Raw genomic sequence first — 16,513 nt, forward strand, 5'->3', positions numbered from 1 at the left:
GGGCCTTGTGAAGAGTGTCTACGTCCGCTTCGGCCGCCTTTTCGCCGACGGGGTTGAAACCCGGCCGCAGAGTGGTATTTCACGCGAGGGGGGACATGCGCGGCGGCCGGGCCGCGCCGCGGATCGGGGGGTCTGCCATGAGCGCTGCCACGGGCGTCGGGACCGTGAGGCACGGTGCGCGCCTGCCGTGGCTCGACGTGCTGCTGTCCGCGATCGCCTGCGTGAGCTGGGCGTTGACCGGCATGGCGGGCACGGCCGCGCTCGGTCTGCACCTGCTGCGGGCCGACGCGTCGGGCTCGCTGGGGCCGATGACCGCCGCGGTGGTGGCACTTGGGGCGGGTGGTTCGGTCACGCCGTCCGGCGATGTGTCCGCGTTCGGCCTGAAAGGCGCCGAGGCGCACACGGCCCTCCAGATCACGCCACTCGGGGTGAGCCTGGTCGGTGCGCTGCTGCTGTCGTGGCTCTTCCTACGGTCCTTGCGCACGGCGGGAGTTGTGATCGCGCCGACCGAACTCCTCGCCCGGGCGGGCGCGGTGGTGGCGCTGTTCGTGGCGGTGCTGGGCGGGCTTGCCTGGGCGGGGCACGACGTCGTCACGATCGACGGGGGTGCGCTCGGGCTCGGCAGGCTGCCGGGCGGCGCGGGATCCGGTGGCGTGAGCATTCCCGGGCTCGGTGACCTGGGGGACATCGGCGGGCTCCTGCCCGACCGCGTCGGCGGGCTCATCGGCGCCAAGGCCGCGGTCGGCTTCACCGTCGACACGGCGCCGACCCTGCTGGGCGGGCTCGGCTGGTCGGCCGGGGTCCTGCTGATCGCACTGCTCGCCTCGCGCCGCACGCCGCTGCCGCGCGGCTGGGAGGCCGTGCACCGGGTGGTGCGGCCGGCCGTGTCGGCGCTCGTCACGGTGCTGACGGCCGCCGTGGCGGCGGGACTCGCGGCGGCCGCGTACGCGGCGATCGGCGACGACCACCCCCGGCGCGTCGCGGGCGCGGCACTGCTCGGCACCCCCAACGGCGTCTGGCTCGGCATCCCGGTCGGTCTCTTCGTCCCCTGGGACGGCAAGGCGACGGGCGGACTGGCCGGGGTCCTGCCGGACCCCCTGGACAGGCTGCTGACCGCGCACTCCGACCAGCCGGTCACGCTGTCCCGGCTGGCCGGCCTGGACGGCCGGGTGTGGCTGCTGGGTGTCGCGGCGGCGCTGGCGATGCTGCTGGCGGGAGTACTGACGGCGGTACGCACACCGGCGGGGGCGGCTCCGGTCCGCCGTGACACTCTCGGCTTCGCGGGACGGTGCGCGCTGCGGCTGGGCATCGCCACCGCGCTGACGCTGCCGCTGCTCGCGTGGCTGACGGAGTTGTCCGTGGACGCGTCCTTGTCCGTCCTCGGCCTCGACGTGTTCGGCGCCGGGGTGGAACTGCGCGGCCACCTGGGCACGGCCCTGCTGCTCGGCGCCGTGTGGGGAGCCGGCGCAGGCGCCGTGGGTGCCCTGCTGGCCACGGCGGCGGGAGCCGCCGGCAGCCGCGCGGCACCGTTGGCACGGGGCGAGGCGGGGCCGGCCGCAGCCGTGGAACACCCGGGCCACGAAGTGCGGCCCGGACCCGCGGGCGGCACCCCCTACGCCCCGGCTGCGCCGTACCGCCCACCGAACCCGTCCACCAACCCGTACTTGCTCCTGCCGGACGGGCTGCGATCCCCGCAGGACACCCACCCGCCCGAGGACCGAGGGCCGGCCGACCGCACGGAGCCGGCCGCGCCGGGCAGCGGTGAGCGGGCCCGGCCGGCTGCTTCGGGGCACGACATGTACGGGGCGCCGACGGTGGCCGGTCCCGTGCAGCCCCAGCCCCTTCCTCCCCCGCGACCGCCCGGGCGGCCTCCGCGGCCCCCTCGGTCGCCGCGGTCGCCGGGAGCACCGGACGGCGAACCGCCGCCTTTGCCGCCGAGGCCGCCCCGGCCTCCGAAGAAGTGACCGCCCGACGACGGGCGGCGAGTGGCGGGTGGCAGCCAGGTCGTCGTCCCGTGGACATCTGTTGTTCGCTGTCCGGCAGGCGGACCTGAGGGGCAGGGGGCACTGGGTGCCGGATACGGTGGAAGCACCATGAGCGCTTCGCAGACCTCTGCCGATCCCACCCTTCTCGTCAAGATCTTCGGGAAGGACAGGCCGGGCATCACGGCCGGTCTCTTCGACACCCTCGCCGCCTACTCCGTCGACGTCGTCGACATCGAGCAGGTCGTCACCCGTGGCCGCATCGTGCTGTGCGCGCTCGTCACGCAGCCGCCCGCCGGGCTGGAAGGCGACCTGCGGGCCACCGTGCACAGCTGGGCCGAGTCGATGAGAATGCAGGCGGAGATCATCTCCGGCCACGGGGACAACCGGCCGCGCGGCCTCGGGCGCTCCCTGGTCACCGTTCTCGGCCACCCGCTCACCGCGGAGGCGACCGCCCGGATCGCCGCCCGGATCACCCGGGCCGGCGGCAACATCGACCGTATCTTCCGGCTGGCCAAGTACCCGGTGACGGCGGTGGAGTTCGCGGTGTCCGGCGTGGAGACGGGGCCGCTGCGCACCGCCCTGGCGACGGAGGCCGCGGCACTCGGTGTCGATGTCGCGGTCGTCGGGGCGGGCCTGCACCGGCGGGCGCAGCGCCTGGTCGTCATGGACGTGGACTCCACGCTCATCCAGGACGAGGTGATCGAACTGTTCGCCGGGCACGCCGGCTGCGAGGACAAGGTCGCCGAGGTGACGGCGGCGGCGATGCGCGGCGAGCTGGACTTCGAGCAGTCCCTGCACGCCCGCGTGGCGCTGCTGGAGGGGCTGGACGCCTCCGTGGTGGACAAGGTGCGCAGCGAGGTGCGTCTGACGCCGGGCGCGCGCACCCTGATCCGTACGCTCAAGCGGCTCGGCTACCAGGTCGGCGTCGTCTCGGGTGGCTTCACCCAGGTCACGGACGATCTGAAGGAGCGGCTCGGACTGGACTTCGCGCAGGCCAACACCCTGGAGATCGTCGACGGCAGGCTGACCGGCCGGGTCACCGGCGAGATCGTCGACCGGGCGGGCAAGGCACGGCTGCTGCGCCGGTTCGCCGCCGAGGCGGGTGTCCCGCTGTCGCAGACGGTCGCGATCGGTGACGGCGCGAACGACCTCGACATGCTGAACGCGGCCGGCCTCGGAGTCGCCTTCAACGCCAAGCCGGTGGTGCGGGAGGCGGCGCACACGGCGGTGAACGTGCCGTTCCTCGACACCGTGCTGTACCTGCTCGGAGTCACCCGCGAGGAGGTCGAGGCCGCGGACGCCCACGAGGAAGGCTGAGCGGTCCCGCCGGCCACCTCCCGCACCGCCGTCGGGCTACTCCGACGGCGCCCAGTAGTCGAGCAGTGTGGCCACGCCCCGCTCCAGGGCCTTCCAGGATCCCTCGAAGGAGACCACGGCGAACGCGGCGGCCGGGAACCCACGCCGGCTCATCCGCTCGCGGGCGTCGCCCTCGGCCGAGCCGGACAGCACCTCGGCAAGACCCTGGATGCCCGGGTTGTGGCCGATGAGGATCACATTCCGCACGTCGTCGGGCGTCTCGTTGAGCACGGTGATCAGCTCGCCGGGCGAGGCGTCGTAGACCCGCTCCTCGTAGACGGTCTTCGGCCGGTGCGGCAGCTCGTGGACGGCGAGCTTCCAGGTCTCGCGGGACCGGATCGCGGTCGAGCACAGGGCCAGATCGAAGGAGACACCGGTGCCGGCCAGCCTGCGGCCGGCGACCGCGGCGTCCGTGCGGCCCCTCTCGGCGAGTGGTCGTTCGTGGTCGGTCACCTGCGGCCAGTCGGCTTTCGCATGCCGGAAGAGAACAATCCTGCGGGGTTCTGCGACGCTCATGGGTCCCAGCTTCGCATGAAACAGGTTGGGGGGCGCAGGGAGTTGACATGCGGCTTCCCGGGCGGGGCGGGCGGCACGAGGACCTGCGCGGGAGGGGCGACCGGATGCCCCCGCGGGGGGTCAGAGGGCGAGCAGTTCCCGGGCGTGCCGCAGGAGCTGGGGGATGGTGGGGTCGCCGCCCGCCGCCTGGGCGTCCGCCGGGTTGCGTATCAGGAGGAGCAGCGCGACGAAGGCCAGCACGGGCAGGGCCAGGGCCCACCACGGCAGCCGGGAGTCGACGCCGGCGCCCGTGGTCGCCGGGTGGGGCCGGGTGTGCGTACGGGCCGACATGATCGCCTCCGCTGGTCTCCGAGGTCCGCGGACCGCCTCGCGCGGTCACATCTCGAAGCTACGGAATCCGCGCTCCCCGGCCCATCCGGTGATCCACCCACTTGTCCCTGACCCTCACCCCCTAGGGGATGGGGGGATAACCCCACCATCGACCCTGAGGACGGGCCTCACCGGCGGGCGGACGTCACAGGACTCACCTGCGGCACGGGGAAAGCCGCGGCCGCCGCGGCGCGGGGCCGCGGCGGCAGAGGGTCACGGCGCCGCGAGGGTCGCGACGATGGCGATGATCACGAAGATGGCGAAGAAAGCGCCGAGGACGAGCAGCATCTTCCGCTGGCCGTCCTTGGGGTTCGGGTCGAGCACAGGCTGCATGCGCCCCAGTCTCGCACCCTTCGTCCGGAACGCGGTCCCCGGGGGCCGCCTCAGCGCGCCGCCTCGTCCTCCACCGTGCGGCCGCGGCCCGCCAGGTAGCCGACCACCATCTGCGGCACCATCAGGCCGGCCATGAGCGCGATGGGCAGCCCCCAGCCGCCGCTGCTCTGGTACAGCACGCCCACCAGCAGCGGACCCGGGATGGAGATCAGGTAGCCGGTGCTCTGGGCGAACGCGGACAGCTGGGCGACGCCCGGGCCGGTCCTGGCCCGCATGCCGACCATCGTGAGTGCGAGCGGGAAGGCGCAGTTGGCGACGCCGAGGAGCAGGGCCCAGGCCCAGGAGCCGGTGGCGGGCGCGAGGTAGAGACCGGCGTAGCCGGCCAGGCCGCAGACGCCGAGCACCAGCACGATCGGGCCCTGGTGGGGCAGCCGGGTGGCCAGGCGCGGGATGACGAAGGCCAGCGGCACGCCCATCGCCATGGTGACGGCGAGGAGCAGCCCGGCCTTGCCGGCGGGCACGCCCGCGTCCCGGAAGATCTGCGCCATCCAGCCCATGGTGATGTAGGCGGCGGTGGCCTGGAGTCCGAAGAAGACGGCCAGCGCCCAGGCGGTGCGGCTCCGGGCGATGCGCAGCGTCGGAGCCTGCTCCTCCCGCGCGCGCGGCGGTTCCCCGGGCGCGGACTCGGCGCGGGCCTGCGTCCGCGTGGCGGACCAGGCGCCCCTGTCCCGTACCAGCGGCAGCCACGGCAGTACCGCCGCCGCGGCGAGCAGGGCCCACACCGACAGGCCGGACCGCCAGTTGCCGCCGAGCGCCCCGGTCAGCGGCACGGTCACCGCGGCGGCGGCCGAGGTGCCGAGGGCGAGCGCCATCGAGTACAGCCCGGTCATGGTGCCGACCCGGTCGGGGAACCAGCGCTTGACGATGACCGGCATCAGGACGTTGCTGACGGCGATGCCCATGAGGGCCAGCGCGCTGGCGGCGAGGAACGCGGCCGTGCTGCCCGCGTAGGGCCGTATCGCCAGTCCGGCGGCGATGGCGACCATGCCCGAGCACACCACGGCGGCCGGCCCGAAGCGGCGGGCCAGCCGGGGGGCCATGACGCCGAAGACGGCGAAGCAGAGCGGGGGCACGGAAGTGAGCAGCCCGGCCACGCTGCCGCTCATGCCGAGCCCCTGGCGTACCTCCTCCAGGAGCGCGCCGAGGCTGGTGATGGCGGGGCGCAGGTTCAGCGCGGTCAGCACGAGGCCGACGACGAGCAGGCGCGTGGTCCACGCGCGCGTGGTGGCGCCGGAGGCCCGCGCTCCGTGCGGTTCCGGTTCCGGGACGGGCCGGGAACCGGCGGTCGGGGCCGGGGTGCGTTCGGTCGTCGGTGTCGTCGTCCGGGTCGTTTCCTCGCGTGGCATGAGAACCATCATAGAATCATGGGATGATTGGTTGTCGATGGCCGGGGACTCCGCCCCCGGGTCCCGCGTGCGAAGGTGAGCCATGCCACTGAGCCATCCGCGCCGGTCGGCGCTGTCCGAACAGGTCATCGCCGCACTGCGCAGCCAGATCACCACGGGCGAGTGGCCGGTCGGCTCCCGCATCCCGACGGAGCCGGAGCTGGTGGAACAGCTCGGTGTGGCCCGCAACACGGTCCGCGAGGCGGTCCGGGCGCTGGCCCACAACGGCCTGCTGGACATCCGCCAGGGTTCGGGCACGTACGTCGCGGCGACCAGCGAGCTGGCGGGCGTGATGCACCGCAGGTTCGCCGAGGCCGATCCGCGGCACATCGCCGAGCTGCGCTCCGCGCTGGAGTCGGCCGCGGCCGGGCTGGCCGCCCAGCGGCGCACCGAGAAGGACCTCAAGCAGCTCCACGCGCAGTTCCTGCGCCGCGAGGAGGCATGGGAGTCCGGGGACACGGAGGCGTTCGTGTCCGCGGACGCCACCTTCCATCTGGCGGTGGTGGCTGCCTCCCACAACGACGTGATGACGGCGACGTACGCGGATCTGGGCGAGGTGCTGCGGAACTGGCTGCGCGCGGACGTCGGCGCGGCGCTGACGCCGGACACGTACATGGACCACACCCGGCTGCTCGACGCGATCCGCGCGGGCGACGCCGAGGCGGCCGCCGCCGAGGCCGCGAGCTACCCGCTGCTGTGCCGTCCGGGCCGGTTCACCCCGCCCGCTGGTGAGTGACCCAGGCCGAGCGCACCTCTTTCCAGCAGCGACCGGTCATCCGCACGGTCTGCGCGGGTTCCGCGGCCACCGGGGAGCCGTCGCTGCCGATGTCCCACCAGTGGTCGCACTCGACGTGCAGGCTGACGCTGTCGGTCCCGGGATACGGGTTGTGGCAGTACGCGGTCACCTCGGAGCCGGAGACGGTGGTGCGGCAGCCGGCGCCGAACGGCTCCGGCGCCGCGGGCGGACCGGCACGCGCGCGTGTGTCAGGCGTCGACCCGTACGGCAGCGACAGCGCGAGGGCGACGGCCACGATCAGCGGGGCCGCGCCGCGGAGCAGACGCACAGCGGAACCTCCTCGGCCGTCCTGCGAAGGAGAACGCGAGGCGAGGGCGGACTTTCAGCGTGCACACCCGACACGCCGCCTGCCCGGCCGAGTGCCCCGACCGGGTGAACCGTCCAACCGGCCGCAGAGGACGACCCCGGGCAACGGCGGAGGGCCCGCACCCCCTCGGGGTACGGGCCCTCACACGTCGCTGAGGCTCAGCGGCAGCGTCACGCGCCGATGGCGTGCAGACCGCCGTCGACGTGGACGATCTCGCCGGTGGTCTTCGGGAACCAGTCGCTCAGCAGCGCCACGATGCCGCGGCCGGCCGGCTCGGGGTCCTTCAGGTCCCACTCCAGCGGGGCGCGGGTGTCCCACACCGAGGCCAGCTCGCTGAAGCCCGGGATGGACTTGGCGGCCATGGAGCCCAGCGGGCCGGCGGAGACGAGGTTGCAGCGGATGTTCTGCTTGCCGAGGTCGCGCGCCATGTAGCGGCTGGTCGCCTCCAGGGCGGCCTTGGCGGGGCCCATCCAGTCGTACTGCGGCCAGGCGTACTGGGCGTCGAAGGTGAGGCCGACGACCGAGCCGCCGTTCTGCATCAGCGGCAGGCAGGCCATGGTCAGCGACTTCAGGGAGAACGCCGAGACGTGCATGGCGGTGGCGACCGACTCGAACGGCGTGTTGAGGAAGTTGCCGCCGAGCGCGTCCTGCGGCGCGAAGCCGATGGAGTGGACGACGCCGTCGAGGCCGCCGAGCTCCTCGCCGACGACGTCGGCCAGACGGCCCAGGTGCTCGTCGTTGGTGACGTCGAGCTCGATGACCTTGGCGGGCTTCGGCAGCTTCTTGGCGATGCGCTCGGTCAGCGTGGGCCGCGGGAAGGCGGTGAGGATGACCTCGGCGCCCTGCTCCTGGGCCAGCTTGGCCGCGTGGAAGGCGATGGAGGCCTCCGTCAGCACACCGGTGATCAGGACGCGCTTGCCCTCGAGAATTCCGCTCATGGTGATCAGTGACCCATTCCCAGTCCGCCGTCAACGGGGATGACGGCTCCAGTGATGTACGAGGCGTCGTCGGAGGCGAGGAACCGCACCGCCGCGGCGATCTCCTCAGGCTGCGCGTACCGGCCGAGCGGCACCTGGCCCATGATGTTCTCGCGCTGCTCCTCGGAGAGCGCCCGGGTCATGTCGGTGTCGACGAAACCGGGGGCGACGACGTTGAAGGTGATGTTGCGCGAGCCCAGCTCACGGGCGAGGGACCGCGCGAAGCCGACCAGGCCGGCCTTGGAGGCGGCGTAGTTGGCCTGCCCCGCCGAGCCCAGCAGACCGACCACCGAGGAGATCAGGACGACACGGCCCTTCTTGGCGCGCAGCATGCCGCGGTTGGCCCGCTTCACGACACGGAAGGTGCCGGTGAGGTTGGTGTCGAGGACCGAGGTGAAGTCCTCCTCGGACATGCGCATCAGGAGCTGGTCCTTGGTGACGCCGGCGTTGGCGACGAGGACCTCGACGGGGCCGTGTTCGGCCTCGATCTCCTTGTAGGCCTGCTCCACCTGCTCGGGGTCGGTGATGTCGCACCTGACGGCGAGGCAGCCCAGCTCCTCGAGGGCGGCCGGCGGCTCCCCCGAACGGTAGGTGATGGCGACCTTGTCGCCGGCCTCGGCGAACGCGCGGGCGATGGCGAGGCCGATGCCCCGGTTGCCTCCGGTGACGAGAACCGAGCGGCTCAACGGATCACCCTTTCGATAGCGGTCTGAAGCATTCCGACAACCCGCCCGAACACCTCGATGACAGGCGGCGTCACCGAAAACCTATCGGTCCGGCCACGCCGGCGGGCAATCGGGCACCGACAGTGGCGCTCCCCGGCTCCTGTCGGGTTCCTACAGTCGGAGCAGATCAACGGTCGTCTTCCTCGCGCTCCGCCAACAGCACCGCCAGGGGGTGGGCATCCTCCGGTACCTCGTGGTGCGGCATGCTGTGCCGGTCGGCAGCAGTGGCCGACTTCAGCTTGATCCTCCCTTGCGCCACCAAGTGCGCGTACCGATCCATGGGCGGATCGCCTCCCCTTTCTCGACACGGGCGAAGACGGCGCAAGAAAGGGACACAGGTCCTGTGCAGGGCCACGGGCGCGCTCCGGTCCGTAAGGTCGGCGGACGCGCGTCCGTCAGCGCCGCGATCTCGGCGTGCAGTGCCTCGGCGCGACCCGCCGGGATCCGCTTGCCCTTATGTGCCTTCATTTTGCCTGTGTCTCGGCTCTTGCCGGCCATGTATCGACCGTAGTGCGGTTGGGTTCGCGCCCGCCGAAGCTCAGCTTCCTGGCATCGGCGAGTAGTAGTGGAGCAGCCTGGGCTCGATGTCCAACGTCATGACGTCGAGGTCGCAGTGGAGGGCTGCCGCAGCGGTCGTGGGCGGCACAGGTGCAGGTGTCGAGCCGGTCGTAGAGGTAGCCAGGTGCGGTGGCTCTGGGCTCCGGCAAAGCCTCCGACGTGCGACTCGCAGTCCTTTTCCGGGAAATGTCCGATGGTGAGCCCATCAGAAGTCACGGAGCCGGTCCGCGGGCTCCTTCCTGATGCGAAGCAATGTGTCGGCCAGCTCCGCTATTCGGGCACGCAGCTCCCTGTACGGCAGGGAGAGGTCGACCACATGGCGGTACAGCCTGACCATCCCGTCTGCCACGGGCACCTCCATGAGGTTCTCGTTACCCGCAGCGGATACGAGGTGCCCTTCGCTGACCCCGAGGCGTACACAGTAGGCAAACATCTGGTAGAGGTCAGCCCGTTTCGTACCGTCCTTGTACTTGGCATCGACGATGATCGCCGGGGCAAGTCGGCGGCCCCCGTCAACGGGCGGCAGGTAGTGGATGAGATCGGGCTTCAGGAGCTCCTTCTTGCCCAGGTCGAGGTGGTGGTCCCGATCACGGGGCTCGGCACGTCCGCCGGCGCGCCGCTTCAGTTCCTCACCCAGTGCCGTGGCGAGGAACGTCTCGAACACCCGCCACATCTCCAGCAGCAGGCCGTCCACGAGAACACGACGGCCGTCGTCAAGTTCGTACGACGCGCCGTGCAGGATCAGCTCGGCGAGGCCGAGGGCTCGTTGATAGCGGGTGTTGAGCCGGGTTGCCGTCCAGACGGGCAGGGGCGCTCCCGGCCGTGGGGCGGTGACTCCGTCCAACTGGACAACGATTCTGCGCAGTCTGGCCCTGAGAGCCGGATCGAGGCCGGGGAGCCGGATCAGCCGGCGGGTGGCGCCGAGCAGGAGGCGGTTCTCGCTGATGTCGGGTGTGTGATCGTCGTAGGTGACTTCAAGGGGCAGGGCGAGGCCGGGGCGGCGGCGTAGCTGGGCCGGGGCGCGCAGTCGGCCGCGCAGCATCGGGAGGGTGTCGTCGACCTCTCGGTAGCCGAGCAGCACGCCGGGGCGGAGCGCACGGTCGGTGGCCTCGGTGAACGCGTAGCCGACGGCGGGCAGCAGCTCGTGGCGAACCCCTGCCTCCACTGGCTCCTCCGACCATTTGGCGTGCCCCGGGGCGTAGGCCAGGAGGTAGAGGAGCCGGTCCACGTGGATCTTGGGGGCGATGCGCAGCTGTACGGCGGTGTCGTTCCCGCCAAGTCTCACTCCTCCGACCATGGCCTTGGCGCGCAGCTGGTAGCGGTGCGGGGTGCCCGGCTTCTGCCGTCCTGCGGGTCTGATGTCGATGAGTTTCGAGGCACGTTCGTCCGACAAGACGTGTGCCTGTCCCGTGGTGAGTGTCCACGTGCTCCAGCCCTCGCCCTCGGTGAGGTCGATCCGGGCGAGGGTGGATGGGGTGGTCATGCGCCGGCCGGGGTCGGCTCGTCACTGTCCCCGGCAGGGGGAGCGACTACGGCGTCGCGCGATGCCGGACGCGGGATCGGAGCCGGTTCCGGTTCCGGGATCGGCGGAAGTTCTTCCCGCAGCGAGGCCAGCCCGTACTGAGCGGTGATGTCGACGTCATCACCCCAGTGGTAGTCGGTAAGCAGGGGCAGGATCTGGGTCCGCCAGAGCCGTTCGAGCGCGGCCGGGCCGGTGTGTACGGCGGGCCGCATGAAGTACGAGGGTCCGATGCGGAAGTCCCGGTCGCCGGAAGGGTTTTCGCCGATGCGTTCGTTCAGGGCGTCGAGCAGAAGCGCGGTCTCCTGGGACAGGTTCTTCAGCTCCAGCCAGCGGGACAGCATGGAGGCGGTCGGGTCGGTTCCCGGGTGGAGTTCCATGAAGGAGAAGCGACGCCGCATGGCCGCGTCCATCAGGGCGATGGAGCGATCTGAGGTGTTCATGGTGCCGAGGATCACGAGGTTGGGCGGAAGCCTGAAGCGGCGGCCCTCGTCCGAGCCGTAGAGGAGATGGACGAACTCCTTGCGGTATTCGAGGAGGAAGTAGAGCTCGCCGAAGACCTTCGCGAGATTGCCCCGGTTGATCTCGTCGATGACCAGGACGAACACCTCGGCCGGACGTCGGCGAGCCGCGTTGGCGAGGCGCTTCAGGGGGCCTTCGACGAGATCGAAGGCGATACCGGAGCCGGTGTCGGCCCGGCCCTGGCTTTCCCCTTTGCCCGCGCCTTCGGCACGCTCGGCGCGTACCGCCCGTGGCCGGAAGCCTTCGAAGAAGTCCTCGTAGGAGTAGGCCGGGTGGAACTGGACCAGACGGAAGTTGGCCTCGCGCCCTCCGGTGAGGTGGCGGGCCAGGGCGAGCGCCGTGTACGTCTTGCCGGTGCCGGGCGGCCCGTGGAAGATCAGTTGAGGCCGGTCCCGGAGCAGTTCCACGCACTCCTGGAGCCAGGACGGGTCCTCCATGGTCAACTCGTCGGCGAGTTCCTGGGTGGCGTCGGGCAGCACCGCCGCTTCGGCGCCCTCGGTGGGCACCTGATCCGGTTCTTCGTCCAGCAGGACTTCCAGATCCCCGGTGAACTCGGTCAGTTCGACCAGGCGCAGATCGGGGTTGCCGAGCGGGCCCTCCATCTCCCTCGGCAGATGCCGGTGCAGGTCGAAGGGGGCGTCCAGGTTGCTCCAGCTGACGGCGCGCTGGAGGGTGGCGCCACCGCCTCCGGAGACCTGCCGGGCGGGTCCGGTGATCGTGCCCAGGTAGGTGTCGCTGCCGTCGGTGGTGACCACGATGTCGCCCTCCCGCATGCGGGACAGGAACGTGTGGAACTCGGCGGCGGTCTGTGCGCGCAGATTCTGGCCCATGCTCGAGTAGGCCTCGTCGACGACTTCCCGCACCTTTTCGGGTGCGGCGCCCTCGTCGAGGGTCGGCAGCCGGTCGGCCGGCACGGAGCAGATGCCCTTCTCCTGCCAGAGCCCGTTGATCAAACTCCTGCCCCGGCTGTCGTCACCGCGGACCAGCCAGGCACGGCGGGGCGACTCGGCCTCAACGACGGCCTCGCCCCGCGCAGGAACCAGATCTTCGAGCTCCGAAGGTTCGAGAGCCCGGTCCAGCAGTGCGCGTACCGCGCTCGCGCTGGATGCCGGTTCGTCGTACACGCCGTCACGCACGAGCAGGTTGCGCCACTCGTCGAGTTCCACGGGAGACAGGCCCAGCTCCTCCGGAACCTCGCCGTCCTCTCCGAGGACCAGGTGCCAGCCCTCGGGGCGGGGCCCTTGCAGCCAGGGGAGCAGGAAATCCGCGTCCAGACCGTGGTGCCCCGCCAGAGCAGCGATCCGGATCCACTTGCCGGTGTCGGGAAGCGCCGCGAGCGTCTCCGTGACTGCTTCGAAGGCAGCGCGCTCGCTGTCCCAGTAGCCGTAGGACGCCCGGGCATGGGAGAGAAAGTCCCCTGCGCCGAGCTCTTCGAGCGCCTTGCGGCCGGGCCCCGTGAGGCGCCACTGCCGTCCTGTCTTGCGCAGCCAGCCGGCCTTGCCGAGGTTGATGCTCTCGTAGCGGAGCCGCTTCTCGACCGCGGTCTCCACCTCGGGGAAGGCCGTATGCCAGTCGGCCTCCAGATGCGGGTCCTCCTCCTGGACCAGCTCCCAGACCTGCCGGAACGCGAGTCCGTGTCCCTCCGGCTGCCGCGCCAGGATGCGCGCGGCCACTTGCACCACACGCGCGGTCAGGTCGAATGCGGTGGTCATGGACTCCCCCTTGTCCTTGTCGCCTGTCCTGATCGCCCTTGGCATCCTCGTACCAGTCCGACGAGATCAGCAGCCTGCGCCGTACAAGATATCGGCGACCGCTGACAGAGCCCGTCCCTGGAGAGTCATCGCAGGCCAGACACGGTTCGAGTCGATCCCGACGGGAGGCTCAGGCTAGTGCGAGGGGTGTCGTCGGCTCGACGGACCGGCTCGACAGCTCCAGAAGCAGATCGCCCACGGTGGCTTTGCTGCCCAGGCCCAGTTGCGATACGGGTACGGTGCCGGGCAGGGCCCGTGAGGCCACGCCCAGCAGACGCAGGTCAGCGTCGTCGCCGCGGACGGCGAGCAGCGCGGAGGCGTCGTCGGGTGCGATCTGTTCGAGTACCGCGCTCAGCCGGTCCTGGACGACCGCGCACACGACGGACAGCCGGTCCCGTTCGCTGCGCGGCAGGGCTGCCACAGTCCGCATGACCAGAGGCTGACGCAACGCATGCTGAAGCATCTGCATCACACGCGCCCGCTCGTCCTGCCACTCATCTTGGGCGCACAGCATCCTGATGAGCGGCAACCCTTCTTCCAGGTCCCGCTGCCACTGCGGCAGCATCAGGTCGATCAGCAGTGCCTCCTCACGGAGCGGTGCGACCGATTCGTCGCCTGCCCCGATCAGGTCGAGCCACTGGTTGACCTCTGCCCAGCGCCACACCAGGGAACGGCCGACCGCCCCCTCGGGGGCGGGGAACGGTCGGTCGGCGTGGCGCTCGCCGCCGACCCATTGCAATACGTTCTGCCTGCTGCGCCCGGTCCGCTCGGCAATGTCGCTGACACCCACCAGCTCCGGGTCCAGCCTGAGAATCCGCATGCCCGGCAGCGCCCGGCGCAGACGGGCGACGAGGCGATGAGCAGCCTCTATGGCGTTCGCCCCGGTCTCTGCCACGTCCAGCAGATGGCGGTCACGGTGCCGGGTCAGCAGCCCGTCGAACTCGTCGAAGACGATTCCCACCGCTCTGTCGTCGTCGACGTCGATTCCCTCCACGACAAACAGGAACTCGTACTCCATGGCCCTCACTCCCCCTTGATCGCGCCGAACGGAACACTGCCAGAGTCCGCCACCCCTCTTGGCAGCGTTACCCAGCAGCCGCCCGTTGTCAAACGACAACAGGACCCTATGGGGCACGGCGGGGATCCCCGTTCGGCAACGGGCAGAGCCCGGCCCGCGCCGCGATCTTCCGGGCGGCACGGCCGGCGTTCTGCGGGGTGCCGGGCACGGGAATCGTCAGACACCGCCCCTCGCAGGGACAGTACAACCGCCCCCAGTGTCCTTCCTTGCACAGCTTCCAGCCCTGGGCCACCAGCCGGTCGAGGACCGCGCGGACCTCCTTCTTCGGATGATCCGCGGCAGACAGCTCACGCCCGACCATGCACGCCCTCCCCAACAGCCGCATTGGCCCCGGCGGTTGACCATCAACCGCTCGTGGCGCACGACACTACCCCCGGGGTACGACAATCAACGAAACCGCACGTCGACAGGGCAATACGGACTGATCGTCGGCCTGTTGGCCCTTCACGCGGAGCAGCCCATCGGAACCCTGCACCGGATCTGCTTCCCGATCGGCGACCGGCACACATGCCATCCCGGCGCGAGCAGGTCCAGCAGCCCCAGCCCACGCCCCGACTCGGCCTCCGGGTCATGCAGAGCGATCCCTCGCAGTCTCGGCAGCACGCACGGGTCCGGGTCGTGGACGTTGACCGCGATCCCGAACGCGGCCACATACACCTCCACCACCAGCGGTACGTGATCCCCGCAGGCCCGCACCGAATTACCGACCAGCTCCGACACGACCAGCTGTGCGGTCTCGGCCGCCTCCGCGTCGGCGCCGTAGTCCGCCAGCACCTTGGCGGTCAGCCCGCGCAGAAGGCGGAAGGCCGGGGCGGAGGCGCTGATGTGCGCAGCGAAGCCCTGGTTGCGGTGACGGAGATAGAGGCCGGGGGCGGGTGGCGGGAGGGGGTGGAGGAGTCGGGGGTCGGGGTCCTCGTCGGGGTTGCGGTGGCGGGTGAGGGCGGTAAGGGGGGTGGGGTCTTGCATGGGGCCTCCGGCCTGGGATGTACACGGTTGCATGTTCGACCAAGTAGCGCCGCGGACTTACCTGTTCGCGACGCAGCACCCCTCTGATAGTGACCACAACTCCCAGAGGTAGCAAGTTTTCTACCCAATCCGGTGAATTAACCTCAGGAACCGTGCCGAGCCTTTAAGTTGGTCGTGCAAGACTGCCGACATGCCCAACTCTCCGCTGGTTCCGACCGTCCGCCGAAGGCGGCTCGGCGCAACGCTGCGACGCCTGCGCAACAGCGCCGGAATGACGCTCGACGAGGCCGCAGCCGCCATGGGATGGAAAGGGCCGAAACTGTCGAAGATCGAGAGCGCCAACCAGGCCATCCGGCCCGGCGACGTGACAGCCCTGCTGAAGGCGTACGGGATCAGCGATCCGGAGGTATGCACCGCGCTGGAGAACCTGGCCAGGGACGCGGGGAAGAAGGGCTGGTGGCAGACGTACAGCGGGATCGTCTCGCCTTCCTATGCGGACTACATCTCCCTGGAGTCCGACGCGGAGACGATCTGCGCATGGTCTCCGCTGGTCATCCCAGGACTCCTCCAGACCGCCGCGTACGCGCGCGAGACCATCGCCGGCGTGACGACCTTCCGTACCCCGGAGGAAATCGCCGCACTCGCAGAAGTCAGGCTCGCCCGCCAGTCAGTACTCACACGCCCTGGTTCGCCCCTCGAACTCTGGGCGATCGTTCACGAAGCCGCTCTCCTTCAGCGGTTCGCCGTCCGCCCGACCACCATGCGTGAACAGCTGCGGCGCCTAATGGACACGGCCGACATGCCGAACGTCACGGTTCAACTGATGCCACTGGACTGCACGGCTCACCCCGGGATGTTGGGTGGTTTCAGCCTCGCCAGCTTCCCGCAGCCCATGCCTGTTGTCGTGCTCTTGGAAAACCTTAGCGGCGCGGCATACGTTGAGGGTGACGACGCGGCACCCTTCACCAAAGCCTTCGAACGCATCCGCGCCACGGCCCTCTCGGTGGAGGACTCGCTCGCACGGATCACCCACATGGAAGAAGGCCACAGGACGTGAACGACGCGAAGGCGGAGCTGTATGCCTACGACCTCTCGACCGCGATATGGCGGAAATCCTCTGCCAGCGGAGCGGAGCACGACTGCGTCGAGGTGACCGACCTCCCCGGCGGCGGCAAAGCCGTACGTGACTCTAAGCGGCCCGAGGCCGAGCCCCTGCGGTACACCGCGTCCGAGTGGACCGCGTTCCGCGCGGGCGTGATCTCCGGGGAGCTCTGATCCGACGCGCATGACGGTGGCCGCCTCCGAGAAGT

18 protein-coding genes are annotated in these 16,513 nt (G+C 70.8%); 5 read left to right on the plus strand and 13 right to left on the minus strand.

Translation table 11 applies throughout. The features are described from left to right. Positions 1-137 precede the first annotated feature (137 nt). Together OIE49_RS09160 and serB are read left to right on the plus strand one after the other, a co-directional pair. Positions 138-1,964, plus strand: a complete 1,827-nt coding sequence (locus OIE49_RS09160) for a streptophobe family protein (RefSeq protein ID WP_326801875.1) — start codon at positions 138-140, stop codon at positions 1,962-1,964. Positions 1,965-2,093: 129 nt separating this feature from the next. Then, positions 2,094-3,302 (plus strand): phosphoserine phosphatase SerB, encoded by a 1,209-nt coding sequence (serB, locus tag OIE49_RS09165; protein WP_100572627.1) that lies wholly within the window; start codon positions 2,094-2,096, stop codon positions 3,300-3,302. Between the two features lie 36 nt (positions 3,303-3,338). Here serB and OIE49_RS09170 read toward each other — a convergent pair whose 3' ends face one another. From OIE49_RS09170 to OIE49_RS09185, 4 genes are all read right to left on the minus strand, one after another. After that, entirely contained in the window at positions 3,339-3,857 is a 519-nt protein-coding gene (locus OIE49_RS09170) for a SixA phosphatase family protein (protein ID WP_326801876.1), read from the minus strand. 120 nt (positions 3,858-3,977) lie between these two features. Beyond that, on the minus strand, positions 3,978-4,187 hold the full coding sequence (locus OIE49_RS09175; RefSeq protein WP_326801877.1) for a hypothetical protein: 210 nt from the start codon (positions 4,185-4,187) through the stop codon (positions 3,978-3,980). Positions 4,188-4,439: 252 nt separating this feature from the next. After that, positions 4,440-4,559 carry an SGM_5486 family transporter-associated protein gene (locus OIE49_RS09180; protein WP_267895383.1) on the minus strand — a complete coding sequence of 40 codons (120 nt, stop codon included), beginning with the start codon at positions 4,557-4,559 and terminating at the stop codon, positions 4,440-4,442. A 50-nt stretch (positions 4,560-4,609) separates the two neighbouring features. After that, a complete protein-coding gene (locus tag OIE49_RS09185; RefSeq protein ID WP_326801878.1) occupies positions 4,610-5,965 on the minus strand; it encodes a CynX/NimT family MFS transporter in 1,356 nt (451 codons plus the stop codon). A gap of 82 nt (positions 5,966-6,047) precedes the next feature. On the opposite strand from OIE49_RS09185, the gene OIE49_RS09190 reads away from it, so the two are divergent. Beyond that, complete coding sequence (locus OIE49_RS09190; RefSeq protein ID WP_326801879.1) at positions 6,048-6,740, plus strand: FadR/GntR family transcriptional regulator; 693 nt, start codon at positions 6,048-6,050, stop codon at positions 6,738-6,740. On the opposite strand, the gene OIE49_RS09195 is transcribed toward OIE49_RS09190, so the two are convergent. The 9 genes from OIE49_RS09195 to OIE49_RS09235 form a co-directional block, all read right to left on the minus strand. Continuing rightward, positions 6,718-7,068, minus strand: a complete 351-nt coding sequence (locus OIE49_RS09195) for a hypothetical protein (protein WP_326801880.1) — start codon at positions 7,066-7,068, stop codon at positions 6,718-6,720. The genes OIE49_RS09190 and OIE49_RS09195 overlap by 23 nt on opposite strands. Before the next feature lie 209 nt (positions 7,069-7,277). Then, the gene (fabI, locus tag OIE49_RS09200; RefSeq protein WP_100572633.1) at positions 7,278-8,045 is read right to left on the minus strand and encodes an enoyl-ACP reductase FabI; all 768 of its coding nucleotides are present in this window, start codon (positions 8,043-8,045) and stop codon (positions 7,278-7,280) included. A gap of 5 nt (positions 8,046-8,050) precedes the next feature. Further along, positions 8,051-8,770, minus strand: a complete 720-nt coding sequence (fabG, locus tag OIE49_RS09205; protein ID WP_326801881.1) for a 3-oxoacyl-[acyl-carrier-protein] reductase — start codon at positions 8,768-8,770, stop codon at positions 8,051-8,053. Positions 8,771-8,936: 166 nt separating this feature from the next. Then, on the minus strand, positions 8,937-9,089 hold the full coding sequence (locus OIE49_RS09210) for a hypothetical protein (RefSeq protein ID WP_326801882.1): 153 nt from the start codon (positions 9,087-9,089) through the stop codon (positions 8,937-8,939). 483 nt (positions 9,090-9,572) lie between these two features. Next, positions 9,573-10,850: an McrC family protein gene (locus OIE49_RS09215; protein WP_326801883.1), complete on the minus strand. Its 1,278-nt coding sequence runs from the start codon at positions 10,848-10,850 to the stop codon at positions 9,573-9,575. After that, positions 10,847-13,120, minus strand: a complete 2,274-nt coding sequence (locus OIE49_RS09220) for an AAA family ATPase (protein ID WP_326801884.1) — start codon at positions 13,118-13,120, stop codon at positions 10,847-10,849. The genes OIE49_RS09215 and OIE49_RS09220 overlap by 4 nt, the downstream gene beginning before the upstream one ends. Before the next feature lie 169 nt (positions 13,121-13,289). Further along, positions 13,290-14,177 carry a helix-turn-helix transcriptional regulator gene (locus OIE49_RS09225; RefSeq protein ID WP_326801885.1) on the minus strand — a complete coding sequence of 296 codons (888 nt, stop codon included), beginning with the start codon at positions 14,175-14,177 and terminating at the stop codon, positions 13,290-13,292. Positions 14,178-14,283: 106 nt separating this feature from the next. Further along, the gene (locus OIE49_RS09230) at positions 14,284-14,538 is read right to left on the minus strand and encodes a hypothetical protein (RefSeq protein ID WP_326801886.1); all 255 of its coding nucleotides are present in this window, start codon (positions 14,536-14,538) and stop codon (positions 14,284-14,286) included. A 143-nt stretch (positions 14,539-14,681) separates the two neighbouring features. Beyond that, positions 14,682-15,203, minus strand: coding sequence for an ATP-binding protein (locus tag OIE49_RS09235; protein ID WP_326801887.1), 522 nt, complete (start codon positions 15,201-15,203; stop codon positions 14,682-14,684). 190 nt (positions 15,204-15,393) lie between these two features. On the opposite strand from OIE49_RS09235, the gene OIE49_RS09240 reads away from it, so the two are divergent. Both OIE49_RS09240 and OIE49_RS09245 read left to right on the plus strand, forming a co-directional pair. After that, positions 15,394-16,260, plus strand: a complete 867-nt coding sequence (locus OIE49_RS09240) for a helix-turn-helix domain-containing protein (RefSeq protein ID WP_326801888.1) — start codon at positions 15,394-15,396, stop codon at positions 16,258-16,260. Further along, positions 16,257-16,478 (plus strand): DUF397 domain-containing protein, encoded by a 222-nt coding sequence (locus OIE49_RS09245; protein WP_326801889.1) that lies wholly within the window; start codon positions 16,257-16,259, stop codon positions 16,476-16,478. The genes OIE49_RS09240 and OIE49_RS09245 overlap by 4 nt, the downstream gene beginning before the upstream one ends. Positions 16,479-16,513 lie beyond the last annotated feature (35 nt).

The organism is Streptomyces sp. NBC_01788, from assembly GCF_035917575.1.
Classification (GTDB): Bacteria; Actinomycetota; Actinomycetes; order Streptomycetales; family Streptomycetaceae; genus Streptomyces.